13 protein-coding genes are annotated in these 13925 nt (G+C 73.0%); 6 read left to right on the top strand and 7 right to left on the bottom strand.

The genetic code is table 11. The features are described 5' to 3' along the window. Positions 1 to 55 precede the first annotated feature (55 nt). Genes ABZ806_RS18925 through ABZ806_RS18905 form a run of 5 tightly spaced genes read right to left on the bottom strand, consistent with a single transcriptional unit; the run spans position 56 to position 4951 of the window. The gene (locus ABZ806_RS18925; protein ID WP_500218605.1) at positions 56 to 1423 is read right to left on the bottom strand and encodes a protein kinase domain-containing protein; all 1368 of its coding nucleotides are present in this window, start codon (positions 1421 to 1423) and stop codon (positions 56 to 58) included. Between the two features lie 20 nt (positions 1424 to 1443). Then, positions 1444 to 2235, bottom strand: coding sequence for a putative hydro-lyase (locus ABZ806_RS18920; RefSeq protein ID WP_500218604.1), 792 nt, complete (start codon positions 2233 to 2235; stop codon positions 1444 to 1446). Continuing rightward, positions 2232 to 3122 (bottom strand): 5-oxoprolinase subunit C family protein, encoded by an 891-nt coding sequence (locus tag ABZ806_RS18915; protein WP_500218603.1) that lies wholly within the window; start codon positions 3120 to 3122, stop codon positions 2232 to 2234. The genes ABZ806_RS18920 and ABZ806_RS18915 overlap by 4 nt, the downstream gene beginning before the upstream one ends. Next, the gene (locus ABZ806_RS18910) at positions 3119 to 3718 is read right to left on the bottom strand and encodes a 5-oxoprolinase subunit B family protein (RefSeq protein ID WP_500218602.1); all 600 of its coding nucleotides are present in this window, start codon (positions 3716 to 3718) and stop codon (positions 3119 to 3121) included. The genes ABZ806_RS18915 and ABZ806_RS18910 overlap by 4 nt, the downstream gene beginning before the upstream one ends. 3 nt (positions 3719 to 3721) lie before the next feature. Next, a complete protein-coding gene (locus ABZ806_RS18905; RefSeq protein ID WP_500218601.1) occupies positions 3722 to 4951 on the bottom strand; it encodes an NRAMP family divalent metal transporter in 1230 nt (409 codons plus the stop codon). Positions 4952 to 5081: 130 nt separating this feature from the next. Here ABZ806_RS18905 and ABZ806_RS18900 point away from each other — a divergent pair, with 130 nt between their 5' ends. Next, positions 5082 to 5771, top strand: a complete 690-nt coding sequence (locus ABZ806_RS18900) for a GntR family transcriptional regulator (RefSeq protein ID WP_500218600.1) — start codon at positions 5082 to 5084, stop codon at positions 5769 to 5771. Between the two features lie 26 nt (positions 5772 to 5797). Here the strand turns inward: ABZ806_RS18900 and ABZ806_RS18895 are convergent, their stop codons facing one another. After that, positions 5798 to 6427 (bottom strand): GntR family transcriptional regulator, encoded by a 630-nt coding sequence (locus tag ABZ806_RS18895; protein WP_500218599.1) that lies wholly within the window; start codon positions 6425 to 6427, stop codon positions 5798 to 5800. Between the two features lie 151 nt (positions 6428 to 6578). Between ABZ806_RS18895 and pdhA the strand changes: the two genes are divergently transcribed. From pdhA to ABZ806_RS18870, 5 genes are all read left to right on the top strand, one after another. Then, complete coding sequence (gene pdhA / locus ABZ806_RS18890; RefSeq protein WP_500218598.1) at positions 6579 to 7697, top strand: pyruvate dehydrogenase (acetyl-transferring) E1 component subunit alpha; 1119 nt, start codon at positions 6579 to 6581, stop codon at positions 7695 to 7697. An 11-nt stretch (positions 7698 to 7708) separates the two neighbouring features. After that, positions 7709 to 8725, top strand: coding sequence for an alpha-ketoacid dehydrogenase subunit beta (locus tag ABZ806_RS18885; RefSeq protein WP_500218597.1), 1017 nt, complete (start codon positions 7709 to 7711; stop codon positions 8723 to 8725). Then, complete coding sequence (locus ABZ806_RS18880; RefSeq protein ID WP_500218596.1) at positions 8722 to 10056, top strand: dihydrolipoamide acetyltransferase family protein; 1335 nt, start codon at positions 8722 to 8724, stop codon at positions 10054 to 10056. Before ABZ806_RS18885 ends, ABZ806_RS18880 begins: the two co-directional genes overlap by 4 nt. Before the next feature lie 165 nt (positions 10057 to 10221). Continuing rightward, a complete protein-coding gene (gene pnuC, locus ABZ806_RS18875; RefSeq protein WP_500218595.1) occupies positions 10222 to 10872 on the top strand; it encodes a nicotinamide riboside transporter PnuC in 651 nt (216 codons plus the stop codon). Continuing rightward, the gene (locus tag ABZ806_RS18870; protein ID WP_500218594.1) at positions 10869 to 11978 is read left to right on the top strand and encodes an AAA family ATPase; all 1110 of its coding nucleotides are present in this window, start codon (positions 10869 to 10871) and stop codon (positions 11976 to 11978) included. The genes pnuC and ABZ806_RS18870 overlap by 4 nt, the downstream gene beginning before the upstream one ends. A gap of 76 nt (positions 11979 to 12054) precedes the next feature. On the opposite strand, the gene ABZ806_RS18865 is transcribed toward ABZ806_RS18870, so the two are convergent. Continuing rightward, a complete protein-coding gene (locus tag ABZ806_RS18865) occupies positions 12055 to 13905 on the bottom strand; it encodes a glycoside hydrolase family 3 protein (RefSeq protein ID WP_500218593.1) in 1851 nt (616 codons plus the stop codon). Positions 13906 to 13925: the final 20 nt, after the last annotated feature.

Genomic DNA, 13925 nt, shown 5'->3' with positions numbered 1-13925 from the left:
GACCAAGGCCCCACTGACCTGCGGAAATGATCTGGGAGCGCTCCCAGTGCGGGCGTCAGCCGCGGCACGCGCCGCCGTTCAGGGTGAAGGCGGCCGGCGCGGCGTTGCCGCCGTCCTGGCGGCCGAGGAACCCGAACTCGGCGGTGCCGTGCGGCGGGATCGCCCGGTTCCAGTCCGCCGCCGTCACCGTGACGGACGGGCCCTCCTGCACCTGGCTGCCGTTCCACAGCTGCGTGATCGCCTGACCGTCCGGGAACTCGAAGCCGAGCCTCCAGCCGTCGATCTCACCGTCACCGAGGTTCGTGATGCGCACCGTCGCCTGGAAGCCCTGCGGCCACGTACCGTCCACCCGGTAGGACACCGAGCAGGCGGTGGCCGCGGCCGTCCCCGTCCCGGACGGGCTCGCGGACGGCGGTGCGGCCCGCTCGTGGGACGAATCGGGCGCCAGCGCGGCCAGCAGGACCGCCACCAGCGCCACGGCGCCGACTACGGCCCCGGCGATGATCAGCGGCCGCCGCGCCGACCCCGCCGGCCGGTCCGCGGGCGGCGGCTCGTCCAGGACGCGCGTCCTCTGCCGCTCGCCCTCCGGCTCCGGCCCGGCGGGCGCCCGCGCGGCAGCGGGTTCGGCCGGGAGCTCGCGCCGGCCTAGGTCGGCGGGCACGTTCGCGGCTCCGGCCGGGGGCAGCTGCGCCAGCTGGACGCCGGCGGCGTCCGCGAGGACGCGAGCGGCTTCGCGGGCGGTGGGCCGCGTCTCGGGGTCCTCGCGCAGGCAGTCGCCGGTGAGGGCGGCGACCTCGTCCGGGATCTCCGAGCCGCCGGTCAGGCACGCGCGCAGGACCACGCCGAGTGAATACATGTCGGCGGCCGGGGTCGGGTGCGCGCCGGTCAGGAGTTCGGGGGCGACGTAGGCGGGCGTGCCGAGGACGGGCCCGCCGGCCGTGGCGGGGCCGGTGAAGGCGATGCCGAAGTCCAGGACCTTCACGCCGACCGAGGTGAGGAAGACGTTCGCGGGCTTGACGTCGCGGTGGACGATCCCGGCGGCGTGGGCGGCGGCCAGCGCGTCCGCGACGCGGGCGCAGATCCCGGCCGCCTCGCGCCAGGGCAGCGGCCCGCGCGACAGCCGCGCCGCGAGGCTCTCCCCGTCCAGCAGTTCCATGACGACATAGGGCACGCCGCCCTGCTCGCCGTAGTCGTAGACGCCGGTGATGCTGGGGTGGGTGAGGCCGGCGGCGGCCTGCGCCTCCTGGCGGAGCCGCCGGGTGAACTCCTCGGGCCATCCCGCTCCGGGCACCTTCACGGCGACGGCGCGGTCGAGCACGAGGTCGACCGCGCGCCAGACGGTCGCCATGCCGCCGGCGCCGAGGGGCCGGTCGAGGCGGTAGCGGTCCCCCAGGCGGTCGCCGGGGGCGACGATCTCGGGCATGGACGAAGCCTATGCCGGAGTCAGGGGACGAGGTACCGGGTGTCGCGGGCGTCGGTGATCGCCATGTGGCCGGGCGCGTGCCCGATGGCGAGCTTCGGGCGGGACGCCATGACCGCCGCCTGCGGGGTCACGCCGCACGCCCAGAACACCGGGATCTCGTCCACCCGGATGTCGACCGGGTCGCCGAAGTCGGGCGCGCCCAGGTCGTCGACGCCCAGTTCGACGGGGTCGCCGATGTGCACGGGCGCGCCGTGGACGGACGGGTACCGGGCCGTGACCCGCACGGCGTCGGCCACCTGCGCGGCCGGGACCGGGCGCATCGAGACGACGAGCGGGCCGCCGAACGCGCCGGCGCGGCGGCACATCCGGTTCGTCCGGTACATCGGGACGTTCCGGTTCTGCTCGATGTGCCGGACGGGGACGCCGGCCTCCCGCAGCGCGTCCTCGAACGTGAAGCTGCACCCGATGAGGAACGAGACGAGGTCGTCGCGCCAGTACGCGGTCGCGTCCGGCACCTCGGCGACCGGTTCGCCGTGCTCGTAGACAACGTAGCCGGGCAGGTCGGTGCGCAGGTCGCCGCCGAACAGGGAGGCGGACGTCCCGCCGGGTTCGGTGACGTCCAGGACCGGGCACGGCTTGGGGTTGCGCTGGGCGAACAGCAGCAGGTCGTAGGCGTCCTCGCGGGGCACGCTGATGAGGTTCGCCTGCGTCCAGCCCGCGCACCAGCCGGAGGTGGGGACGCGGAGGCCGGCCCGGAACAGCGAGCGGGCCTGGTCCGGGCTGAGCGCGCCGGGGTCGATCGGTGCGGTCATCGTGGATCCCTTCCGAGAGTCGGGGCCGGGTGCGGCCGGAAACGGAGCCGCTGGCCGGGGCGGGCCTGGGCGGCGCGCCCGATGTCGGCGGACGCGACCACCGCGATGACGGGATACCCGCCGGTCAGCGGATGATCGGCGAGGAACAGCACGGGCTGCCCGGACGGCGGCACCTGGAGCGCCCCGGTGACCGTCCCCTCGCTGGGCAGCTCGCCGTGCCGCGCGCGGGCCAGTCCCGGCCCGTCGAGCCGCATGCCGACGCGGTCGATGTCGCTGGTCACCGTGTAGGGGGCGGTGAAGAGCGCGTCGAGCGCGGCAGGGGCGAACCAGTCGGCGCGCGGCCCGGGTACCGCGCGCAGCCCGACATCGCCGGCGGCCGGCGGGCGGACGGGCAGGACGTCCAGCAGCGGGGCCTCGCGTGGCGGCGGGCCGGCCGGGAGCAGGTCGCCGGGTTTGAGCGGGGCGGGTCCGAGGCCGGCGAGGGTGTCGGTGGCGCGGGAGCCGAGGACGGGCGGGACGTCGATCCCGCCGCGCACCGCGAGGTAGCTGCGCAGGCCAGCGGGCGGGGTGCCCATCCGGAGTTCGGCGCCGTCCGGGATGTGGAAGACCGAGTAGGGCGCCTCGGGACGGCCGCCGATCAGCAGCGGGACGGGTGCGCCGGTGACGGCGGCGAACAGGCCGCCCCGGCAGCGGACGCGCAGCCCGCCGAGGGTGGTCTCGATCGCGGCCGCGCCCGCGGGATTCCCGACGGCGCGGTTGGCGAGGCGAAGGGAAACCGGGTCCGCGGCGCCCGACACCCCCACGCCGAGCGCCGCCAGACCCGGTCGGCCTAGATCCTGAACTGTCGCCAGCGGACCTGATTGGAGAACGTCCAGGCCCCGTTTCATGGTTCCCGCTCCACGAAACGAACCGAGATTCCGGGGCGGAGCAGGGCGGGCGGGTCGCGGTCGAGGTCCCAGAGAACGGCCTCCGTGCGTCCTATGAGCTGCCAGCCGCCCGGGGACTCGACCGGGTAGACGCCGCTGTAGCGCCCGGCGAGACCGACCGCGCCCGCCGGGACGCGGACGCGCGGGACGGCGCGGCGCGGGACGTCCAGCCGCGGGTCACCGCCCTCCAGGTAGCCGAATCCGGGCGCGAACCCGGTGAACGCGACCCGCCACGGGGTCCCGGTGTGCGCGGCGACCACCCCGGCCGGGGTGAGGCCGGTGCGTTCGGCGACCTCGCCGAGGTCCGCGCCGTCGTAGACGACGGGGACCTCGACGGTGCCGGCGCCGCCGTCCGCCGCGCCCGGCCTGGTGGCGCGCACGGCGGCGGCGACCGCAGCCGGGTCGGCGCACGGGTCGAGCAGCAGCGTCAGCGTGCGGGCCCCCGGGACGACGTCGGCGACGCCGGGCGGCGGCGACGCGGCCAGCACCGCGTACAGGGCCCGCGGGTCGGGTGGTTCGACCAGCAGTGCCGCGTCGCCGCTCGGGAGGATCCGCACCCGTCAGCTCCAGAGGTCGTCGAGTTCGGACAGCGCGTTCCAGCCCAGGTAGAGCGACAGCAGCCAGGCGGCGGCGCCGAGGACGAGCAGCCAGACCGGGTACCGGTAGCCGCCGAGCAGGTCGCGGCGGCGCCCGGCGGCCCACAGCAGCACGGCCAGCCCGAACGGCAGGATCAGCCCGTTGAGCGCGCCCGCGAGGATCAGCAGCTTGGCCGGCGCGGTGCCGATCGCGAGGTAGATGGACGCGGAGACGAGGATGAACCCCACCACCAGGCGGTTGCGGTACCGCTCGACGAACGAGGAGAACGAGACGAGGAACGACACCGAGGTGTAGCTGGCCCCGATGACCGAGGTGATCGCGGCCGACCACATGATCAGGCCGAAGACCCGCAGCCCGGCCTCGCCCGCGGCGTGCTCGAACGCCGACGCGGGGGCGTTCTCCTTCGCCAGGGTCACGCCGCCGGCGACGACCCCGAGGACGGCGAGGAACAGCAGCACCCGCATCACGCCGGTGACGAGGATGCCGGTGACGGCGCTGCGGTTGATGTCCCGGACGTTCTCCGGCCCGGTCAGCCCCGACTCGATCATGCGGTGCGCGCCCGCGTAGGTGATGTAGCCGCCGACCGTCCCGCCGATCAGGGTGGTGATGACCAGGAAGTCGACGGTCTCGGGCGCGACGCTCTGCCTGAGCGCCTCCCCGAGCGGCGGGTCGGACACGAACGCCACGTACAGCGTCAGCAGGATCATGACGGCGCCGAGCACGACGACGATGCGGTCCATCGCGACGCCCGCGCGCCGGATCAGGAAGATCGCGATGGCGACCAGCGCGGAGATCCCGCCGCCGATCTTGACGTCCAGGCCGAGCAGCGCGTTCAGCCCGAGCGCGGTGCCGGCGATGTTGCCGATGTTGAAGACGAGGCCGCCGAAGACGTCCAGGGCGGCGAGCCCGTAGCCGGCGCCGGGCAGGACGCGGTTGCCGAGTTCCTGCGCGCGCATGCCGGAGACGCCCACGATGCGCCACACGTTCAGCTGGATCGCGATGTCCACCAGCACGGACACGACGATCGCGAACGCGAACGCGGCGCCGAGCTTGGCGGTGAACACGGTGGTCTGGGTGATGAAGCCGGGGCCGATGGCGCTGGTGGCCATCAAGAACATGGCGCCGAGGAGCGCGCCGCGGCGGGACGAGGCGGGTGGTGCCGGTGGGGTGTCCAGGGCGGTCCGGTCCGTCATGGGGGTGACCCTTCTCGGGTGTCGGCTTTCCGTCAGGGTAGAGATTGTTCAACAATCCAGCAATCCCCTTGTTGAGAGATTTTCCGGCCGATGGGATACGCTGGCCCCCACGCACGCGGGAGGGCGGTCGATGGCGCAGTCGTGGCTCGACGAGATCGCGGCGGCGCGGCACGGCCTGGACCGGTCGAGCACGGCCGCGCGGGTCGCCGACCTGCTCCGCGAGCAGATCACCGACGGGCGCCTGGTGCCCGGCGCGCGGCTCCCCGAGGAGGACCTGTGCCGCGCCGTGAAGGTGTCCCGCAACACGATGCGGGAGGCGTTCCGGCTGCTCGTCCAGGAACGGCTGCTCGTCCACGAGTTCAACCGGGGCGTGTTCGTGCGCCGCGTCACCGCCGACGGCCTCGCCGATCTGTACCGGGTCCGGCGGATCCTGGAGGGCGAGGGCGCGCGGTGCGCACCGGACGCCCCGCCCGAGGCCCTCGCCCGGCTGGAGGCCGCGGTGGTGGACGGCGAGCGCGCAGCCGCGGCGGCGCGGTGGCCGGACGTCGGCACCGCCGACATCCGCTTCCACCAGGCCCTCGCCGCGCTGGTGGGCAGCCCGCGGGTGGACGAGATGACCCGGCACCTGCTCGCCGAGATGCGGCTCGTCTTCCACGAGATGGGCTCGCCGCGCGAGTTCCACGAGCCGTACCTCGCCCGCAACCGGCGCCTCTACGACCTGATCGCGCGGCGCGAGTTCGCGGCGGCCGAGCGGGAACTGCGCTCCTACCTGGACGACGCCGAGGCCCAGCTCACGAAGGCCTACCGCGAGCAGGAGTGACCCGGCGCCCCATCACGGGGCGCTGATCACTGGGGTGCGTAGTTCATGACGTGGTCGTGCAGCAGTTGCGGCGCCTCCGGGTCGCCGCCGCGGAACGCCTCGATCAGCTCCGCGTGCTCGGCCGACTTGGAGTAGATCTCCGTGTGGTGGAGGCGCAGCGACAGGGTCGTCCACAGCTCGATGCCGAGCCCCTCCCACACCGAGACGAGCAGCCGGTTCCCGGCCGTCTCGACGATCTCGCGGTGGAAGGCGATGCTGAGCCGCATCTGCGCCTGCAGATCGCCCTCGCGCACGGCCTCCGCCAGCCGGCCGTTGTGCTCCTCCAGGGCGTCCACGCAGCCGGCGAGGCGGGGCAGCGCCAGCTCGACGGCCGACCGCTCCAGCCCGGCCCGGACGGGGAAGATCTCGGCGAGGTCGCGCTCGGTGAACTCGCGGACGCGGGCGCCGCGGTTGGGCAGCGACTCGATCAGCCGCTGCGCCTCCAGCTGGCGGAGCGCCTCGCGGACCGGGCCCTGGCTGACCCCGAGCTCGGCGGCGATCCGGCGTTCGACGACGCGCTCGCCAGGCTCCCACCGGCCCGAGCTGATGCCCTCCACGATGAACTCCCGGATCTGGTCGGCGAGTCCGGTGCGCAGCAGCTGGGCGGGCGTGTTCACGAAACTCGATCGTAGCGCCACGATGGGTAAGTACCTCGTGATGGGGTAGGCGAATCCTGACTCCGTGGAATATGATCGATCATAGATCAATGATGATCGGGAGTGTTGTGGCGATCCTACGACGCTGCCCCGGACAGAGGAAGGTCGCCGAATGGCTGAGACCGTCAAGGCCGCTCCGGCGCGAGGCCGGAGAACGCGCGGGAAGGGCTCGGAGTCCAAGAGCCCGGAGTCCACCGCCGCGACGCCGCCGAAGGTCCCGGCGGAGAACGCCGAGACGCTCGTCGGCTACTACCGGCAGATGCTCTTGATCAGGCGGTTCGAGGAGCGCGCGGCCCGCGCCTACACCGAGGCCAAGATCGGCGGCTACTGCCACCTGAACCTCGGCGAGGAGGCCACGGTCGTCGGGCTGATGGCCGCGCTGCGCCCCGACGACTACCTCTTCACCAACTACCGCGACCACGGCTACGCCATCGCCAAGGGCATCGGCGCGGACCGCGTCATGGCCGAGCTGTACGGGCGGTCCACCGGCGTGTCCAAGGGGTGGGGCGGGTCGATGCACCTGTTCGACGCCGAGCGGCGGATGCTCGGCGGGTACGGCATCGTCGGCGGCCAGCTGCCGCTCGCGACCGGCGCCGCGCTCGCCATCTCCTACAAGGGCGGCGACGAGATCGTCATGTGCCAGATGGGCGACGGGACGGCCGCGATCGGCGCGTTCCACGAGTCGCTGAACATCGCGGGCCTGTGGGACCTCCCCATCGTCTTCGTTGTGATCAACAACGGCCTGGGTATGGGCACGACCGTGGACAAGTCGTCCGCGGAGCCCGAGCTGTACAAGCGGGGCGCCGCCTACCGGATGGAGAGCGCCCGCGCGGACGGCACCGACGTCGTCGCGGTGCGGGACGCCGCGCGCACCGCCGTCGAGCGCGCCCGCGCCGAGAGCAAGCCCTACCTGCTGGAGACCATCAGCCCCCGGCTGAAGGGGCACTCGGTCGTCGACCCGGCCCGCTACCGCACCAAGGAGGAGAAGGACGCGCTGAAGGCCGCCGACCCCCTGGCGAAGATGGCGCTGGACCTGGAGGAGGCCGGGATCCTCTCGCACGAGGACCGCGACCGGCTCGACGCCGAGGTCACCGCCGAGGTGGACGAGGCCGCGAAGTTCGCCGACGAGAGCCCGGAGCCCGACGTCTCCACGCTGTTCGACTACACCTACGCCACGCCGGTGCCGGGCGATCTCCACCGGTTCCCCGCCGACCCCGTATTCCGTTCCTGAGAGGCACCTCCATGGCAACCGTGACCTACCGCCAGGCCCTCCGGGACACCCTCCGCGCCGAGATGCTGCGGGACGAGAACGTCCTGCTGATGGGCGAGGAGATCGGCCTCTTCGAGGGCTCCTACAAGATCACCGAGGGGCTGCTGAAGGAGTTCGGGCCAAAGCGGGTCCGCGACACCCCGATCGCCGAGGAGGGCTTCGTCGGCGCCGCGATCGGCGCCGCGATGCTCGGCCTCCGCCCGGTCGTGGAGATCATGACGATCAACTTCTCGCTACTGGCGCTGGACCAGATCGTCAACCACGCCGCCAAGATCTACGGGATGTTCGGCGGGCAGTCCAGCGTCCCGATGGTGATCCGCACCCCGGGCGGCGGCGGGCAGCAGCTCGGCGCCACGCACTCGCAGAACGTCGAGCTGTTCTACTCCTTCATCCCCGGGCTGAAGGTCGTCGCGCCGTCCACGCCGGCCGAGGCGTCGGCGATGCTGAAGGCCGCGATCCGCGACGACGACCCGGTGCTGTTCCTGGAGAACCTCGCCCTCTACAACACCAAGGCCGAGCTCCCCGCCCCGGTCGAGGACATCGAGCCCGCCGAGATCGGCCGGGCCGGCGTCACCCGCGAGGGCACCGACATCACGCTCATCGGCTACTCGCGGATGGCGCGGGTCGCCGGCGAGGTCGCCGAGAAGCTCGCCGCCGAGGGCGTGTCCGCCGAGGTCGTCGACCTGCGCAGCCTCCGCCCGCTGGACCGGGCGACCATCGTGGAGTCGGTCCGCAAGACCGGCTGCGCGGTCGTCGCCGAGGACGACTGGCTCACCTACGGCATCGGCGCCGAGATCGCCGCGACCATCCAGGAGGGCGCCTTCGACTGGCTGGACGCCCCGGTCCGCCGGGTCGCGATGGCCGAGGTGCCGCTCCCCTACGCCAAGTCCCTGGAGTCGGCGGCGCTGCCGTCCGCCGAGTCCCTGCTCACCGCCGTCCGCGACACGCTCCGCGCCACCGGCCGTCCCGTCCTGGAGCCCACCTCATGACCGACATCCTCATGCCGCGCCTCTCCGACACCATGGAGGAGGGCGTCATCAGCTCCTGGCAGAAGAAGCCCGGGGACGAGGTCGCGGTCGGCGACGTCATCGTCGACATCGAGACCGACAAGGCGGTCATGGAGTACGAGGCCTACGAGGCCGGCGTGCTCGAGGAGATCCTCGTCCCCGAGGGCGAGTCCGCCGCGATCGGCGCCCCGATCGCCAGGATCGCCCCGGCGGGCGGCGCCCCGCAGGCCGCACCCGCGGAACCGGCCGGGAAGGCCGAACCCGAGCCGCAGCCGGAACCCGCGCCCAAGGCCGAGCCCGAGGCCGCGGCGGAGCAGGCCCCCGCGCCCGCACCCGCACCCGCCGCTGCCGCACCCGCCGCCGCTGCCGCGCCGGCCGCACCCGCGGCGCCCGCGCGGGCGCCGGAGCGTTCCGCGGCCTCCCGCCCGCCGTCGTCGCCGCTGGCGCGCCGGCTGGCCCGCGACCACGGCATCGACCTGTCGGCGCTGAGCGGCTCGGGTCCGGGCGGGCGCATCGTGCGCGCCGACATCGAGGCCGCGATCCGCGGCGGGACCCCCGCCGAGGCCCCGGCCGCTCCGGCTCCCGCCGCCGCGCCGTCGGCCCCGTCCGCCCAGGCGCGCGCCGAGGACCCGGACGTCGAGGCCGTCCCGCTGAACCGCTTCCAGAAGGTGGCGGCCAAGCGGCTGACCGAGAGCAAGCGCAACGCGCCGCACTTCTACCTGAACCGCACGGTGGACGCCGAGGCGCTGCTGGCCTTCCGCAGGACGCTGAACGAGGCGCTCGCCCCGGTCAAGGTCAGCGTGAACGACCTGATCGTGAAGGCGGTCGCGACCGGGCTGCGCGAGCACCCGGCGGTGAACGTCTCCTACACCGAGGAGAACCTGCTCTTCCACAAGCGCATCAACGTCGGCGTCGCGGTGGCGGTCGAGGACGGCCTCATCGTCCCCGTCGTCAAGGACGCGGACCGCAAGAGCGTCTCGCAGATCGGCGCGGAGACCCGCGAACTCGCCGGCAGGGCCCGCGAGGGCAAGCTCTCCCTGAACGAGATGAGCGGCGGCACGTTCAGCGTCAGCAACCTCGGCATGTTCGGCGTCGACTCGTTCTCCGCGGTGATCAACCCGCCGGAGGCGGCGATCCTCGCGGTCGGCGCCGTCCGCGACGAGCCCGTCGTGCGGGACGGGCAGGTCGTCCCCGGCAAGCGCATGGCGGTGACCCTGTCGGTCGACCACCGCGCCACCGACGGCGCCACGGCCGCCAGGTTCCTGGACCGCCTGGCCGGCCTGCTGGAGAACCCGGTGCTGATCGTCGCGTAGCGGTACCGGGCCAGAGCACGACCCGGCCGCCCGCGATGTCGAGCGTGCGGCCGGTCGGCCAGGCGGACTGGGACGAGGCGGGGAAGAGGGCGGCGGCCGCGACGCCGCCCGCCCCGTCCGGCCCGAGCCTTGTCGTCGTTTTGACGATATGTGATCATTGCGGACATGTCGCTGCATGTTCCGCTGGGTCCGCTGCTCGATCCGGCCTTCCACCTGGGGTCGGTGCCCACGACGTGGGCGGAGCTGCTCGGCTTCGGGACCGGCGCCGTGAACGTGTGGCTCGTCGTCCGGCAGAACATCCTGAACTGGCCGATCGGCATCGCGAACGTGATCCTGCTGGGGCTGGTGTTCCTGGACGGCGGCCTCTACGCCGACTCCGGGCTCCAGGTCGTCTACGTCGCGCTCCAGGCGTACGGGTGGTGGGTGTGGCTGTACGGCGGGAACGGCCGGGACGCGCTCCCGGTGCGGCGGACGCGGGCGGCCGAATGGGCGGCGCTCATCGCGGCGGGCGCCGCCGGAACCGCCTTCCTGACCTGGGCGCTGTCGGTCTGGACCGACTCGACCGTGCCGTTCTGGGACGCCCTCACCACCGCGATCTCGCTCATGGCGACCTACGGGCAGTCGCGGAAGCTGCTGGAGTCGTGGTGGCTGTGGATCACCGCCGACCTGGTGTACATCCCGCTCTACTTCTACAAGGACCTCAAGCTGACCAGCGTCCTGTACGTCATCTTCCTGACGCTGTGCGTGTTCGGGCTGCTGGCGTGGCGCCGCGACCTGCACGCCCGCACCGCGACCCCCGCGCCGGCGGCCGCGTGAAGTACGCGCACGGGCTCGTCATCGGCAAGTTCTACCCGCCGCACGCCGGGCACCACCATCTGATCGACACCGCGGCGGCGGCGTGCGCCCGGGTCAGCGTGGTCGTCGCGGCGTCCACCGTCGAGAGCATCCCGCTCGCGCTGCGGACGGCGTGGCTGCGCGAGGCGCACCGGCAGCCGCACGTCGAGGTCTTCCCCACGGTGGACGACGCCGAGATCGACTACGAGTCCGACGAGATCTGGTCGGCGCACGTCGCGGCGTTCCGGGCGGGCCTCGCGATGCGGTCGGGGCTCGGCGTGCCCGTCCCGCCGGTCGACGCGGTGTTCAGCTCGGAGGCGTACGGGCCGGAGCTGGCCGCACGCTTCTCCGCCGTCCATGTGGCGGTCGACCCGCCGCGCGGCCGCTTCCCGGTCAGCGGCACCGCCGTGCGGGCCGATCCGGTGGCGAACTGGGAGTTCCTGTCACCGCCCGTCCGGGCGTACCTGGCGCGGCGGGTCGTGGTCGTCGGCGCCGAGTCGACCGGGACGACGACGCTGGCCCGCGCGCTCGCCGCCCACTACGCGGCGCGGGGCGGCGTCTGGGCCGCGACCCGCTGGGTGCCCGAGTACGGCCGGACGTTCACCGAGGAGAAGCTGGCCGCCGCCCGCCGCGCCGCCGGCGACCCGTCGCTGTGGCTGGACGACCTGGTGTGGGAATCGGCGGAGTTCCGCCGGATCGCCGAGCACCACGCGGCCCTGGAGGACGCGGCGGCGCGATCGGGTTCGCCGCTGGTAGTCTGCGACACCGACGCGTTCGCCACCGCCGTCTGGCACGAGCGCTACGTCGGTACCCCGGCACCCGAGGTGGAGGCCGTCCACGAGCGCGTCCCGCATGATCTGTGGATCCTGGCGTCGCCGGAGGGCGTCCCGTTCGAGCAGGACGGCTGGCGCGACGGCGAGTCGATCCGCGGCTGGATGTCGGGCCGCTTCCAGGAGGAACTCGAGAAACGGGACCTGCCGCACATCACCGTGACGGGCCCCCACGAACACCGCCTGGCCACCGCCGTCGCCGCGACCGACGCCCTGCTCACCGAGGGCTGGACCTTCGGCAACCCGCTGACCCCCTAGCCTCCCGATCGGGGATCTGAGCGAAGCGGGCCTCGGCCCACCAGCCGTACGGCCTGGTCGAGACGCCGGGCACCGACTAGTCGTCATAGGTCAGGCCGTATCCGAACGGGAAGAGGGGCTTCTTTCCGTCGCCCTTGTTGATCGGCTCCTGGTCGCCACTCCGCATCCAGGTGACCGGGAGCCTGCCCCTGAAGTCGGCGTCGCCGTAGAGGACGTCCGCGACGCCCTCGCCCTCGGTGCCCGGCAGCCAGGCCGCGACCAGCGCGTCCCATTTCGGCAGGTCCTCGGCGACGTCGAGCGGGCGGCCCGACACCAGGACCACGACCACCGGGACGCCGGCGGCGCGGAGCCGGTCGATGGTCTTCAGGTCGGTGTCATCCAGGCGCAGGTCGCCGGTCCGGTCGCCGTGGTACTCGGCATACGGGGTCTCCCCCACTACGGCGATCGCCGCGTCGTAGGACGAGTCGATGCCGGTGCCGTCCTTGCTGTAGGTGACGGTCGCGTCCGGGTCGGCGGCCTTGCGGATGCCGTCCAGGATCGTCGTACCCGGCGTGATCGGGCCCGGCTCGCCCTGCCAGGTGATCGTCCAGCCGCCCGACTGCATGCCGATGTCGTCGGCGCTGCGGCCGGCGACGAACACCTTGTCGTCGTCGTCCAGCGGGAGGACGTCGTCGTCGTTCTTCAGCAGCACCTGCGACTCGGCGACCGCCCGCCGCGCCAGCTTCCGGTGCGCGGCGCTGCCGATCGTCTTCAGGTACGTGCGGTCGGCCATCGGATGCTCGAACAGTCCGAGTTCGAACTTCTTCGTCAGGATGCGGCGGTTCGCGTCATCGATGCGGGACATGGGGACGTCGCCGTCCTTCACCGCGTCGCGCAGGTACTCGATGAACCGGCGCCACTCGGTCGGCACCATCACCATGTCGATGCCGGCGTTGATCGCGGCGGCGACCTCGTCCTTGGTGAAACCCTGCTTCCCGTCGATCTCGTCGATCCCGTTGTAGTCGGACACGACGAACCCCTTGAAGCCCAGTTCGCCCTTGAGCACGTCGGTGATCAGGTACTTGTTCTGGTGCATCTTCAGCCCGTTCCACGAGCTGTAGGAGACCATCACCGACCCGACACCGCGCTTCACCGCCGCCTGGAACGGCGGCAGGTGGACGGCGCGCAGCTCCTTCTCGGAGATCTTCGCGTCGCCCCGGTCGTCGCCGCCCTCGGTGCCGCCGTCGCCCACGAAGTGCTTCGCCGTGGCCAGGACGGACGCGGGCCCGCCCAGCTCGTCCCCCTGGAGCCCGTCGATGATCGTCGTCATCATCGACGGCAGCTCGGGGACCTCGCCGAACGACTCGTACGTCCGGCCCCACCGGTCGTTGCGGACGACGCACACGCACGGCGCGAAGTCCCAGTCCACGCCCGTCCCCGTCATCTCCGCGGCGGTCGCGGCACCGATCGCGCGGACGAGCGCCGGGTCGCGGGTCGCGCCGAGCCCGATGTTGTGCGGGAAGATCGTCGCGCCGACCATGTTGTTGTCGCCGTGCACCGCGTCCGCGCCGTACATGATCGGGATGTGCAGCGGCCCGGCCAGGGCGGCCTTCTGGAACCCGTCGTACATGTCCGCCCAGCTCTCCGGCGTGTTCGGGTCGGGCGCTGACCCGCCGCTGGACAGCACCGACCCGATCCGGTAACGGGTGATCTCCTGGGGGCCGACGTACCTGCGCTCCGGCTGCGTCATCTGGCCGAGCTTGTCGTCCAGGCTCATCCGGTCGAGCAGGTCGTCGACCCGGTCCTGGACGGACAGGTGCGGGTCCAGGTAGGGCGCGGGCCCCGGGTCGGCCCGTACGGGCCCGCCGTAGGCGATGAGCGCCAGCACCGCCAGCATGCCGAAGGCCAGCAGACGGGACCGCATCGCGTGCAGGGAGGATCTGTACATGTGGAATGCTTTTCCACAGT

The sequence above is a fragment of the Spirillospora sp. NPDC047418 genome, from assembly GCF_040643275.1.
Lineage (GTDB): Bacteria > Actinomycetota > Actinomycetes > Streptosporangiales > Streptosporangiaceae > Spirillospora.
The sequence above is the reverse complement of the archived record's forward strand: the minus strand, read 5'-3'. Positions and strand labels throughout refer to the sequence as shown.

What these genes read in the sequence shown, in the direction of transcription:
- ABZ806_RS18925 (WP_500218605.1), bottom strand. Translation starts at nt 1,423, where the DNA reads ATGCCCGAGATCGTCGCCCCCGGCGACCGCCTGGGGGACCGCTACCGC.
- ABZ806_RS18920 (WP_500218604.1), bottom strand. Translation starts at nt 2,235, where the DNA reads ATGACCGCACCGATCGACCCCGGCGCGCTCAGCCCGGACCAGGCCCGC.
- ABZ806_RS18915 (WP_500218603.1), bottom strand. Translation starts at nt 3,122, where the DNA reads ATGAAACGGGGCCTGGACGTTCTCCAATCAGGTCCGCTGGCGACAGTT.
- ABZ806_RS18905 (WP_500218601.1), bottom strand. Translation starts at nt 4,951, where the DNA reads ATGACGGACCGGACCGCCCTGGACACCCCACCGGCACCACCCGCCTCG.
- ABZ806_RS18900 (WP_500218600.1), top strand. Translation starts at nt 5,082, where the DNA reads ATGGCGCAGTCGTGGCTCGACGAGATCGCGGCGGCGCGGCACGGCCTG.
- pdhA (WP_500218598.1), top strand. Translation starts at nt 6,579, where the DNA reads ATGGCTGAGACCGTCAAGGCCGCTCCGGCGCGAGGCCGGAGAACGCGC.
- ABZ806_RS18885 (WP_500218597.1), top strand. Translation starts at nt 7,709, where the DNA reads ATGGCAACCGTGACCTACCGCCAGGCCCTCCGGGACACCCTCCGCGCC.
- ABZ806_RS18880 (WP_500218596.1), top strand. Translation starts at nt 8,722, where the DNA reads ATGACCGACATCCTCATGCCGCGCCTCTCCGACACCATGGAGGAGGGC.
- pnuC (WP_500218595.1), top strand. Translation starts at nt 10,222, where the DNA reads ATGTCGCTGCATGTTCCGCTGGGTCCGCTGCTCGATCCGGCCTTCCAC.
- ABZ806_RS18865 (WP_500218593.1), bottom strand. Translation starts at nt 13,905, where the DNA reads ATGTACAGATCCTCCCTGCACGCGATGCGGTCCCGTCTGCTGGCCTTC.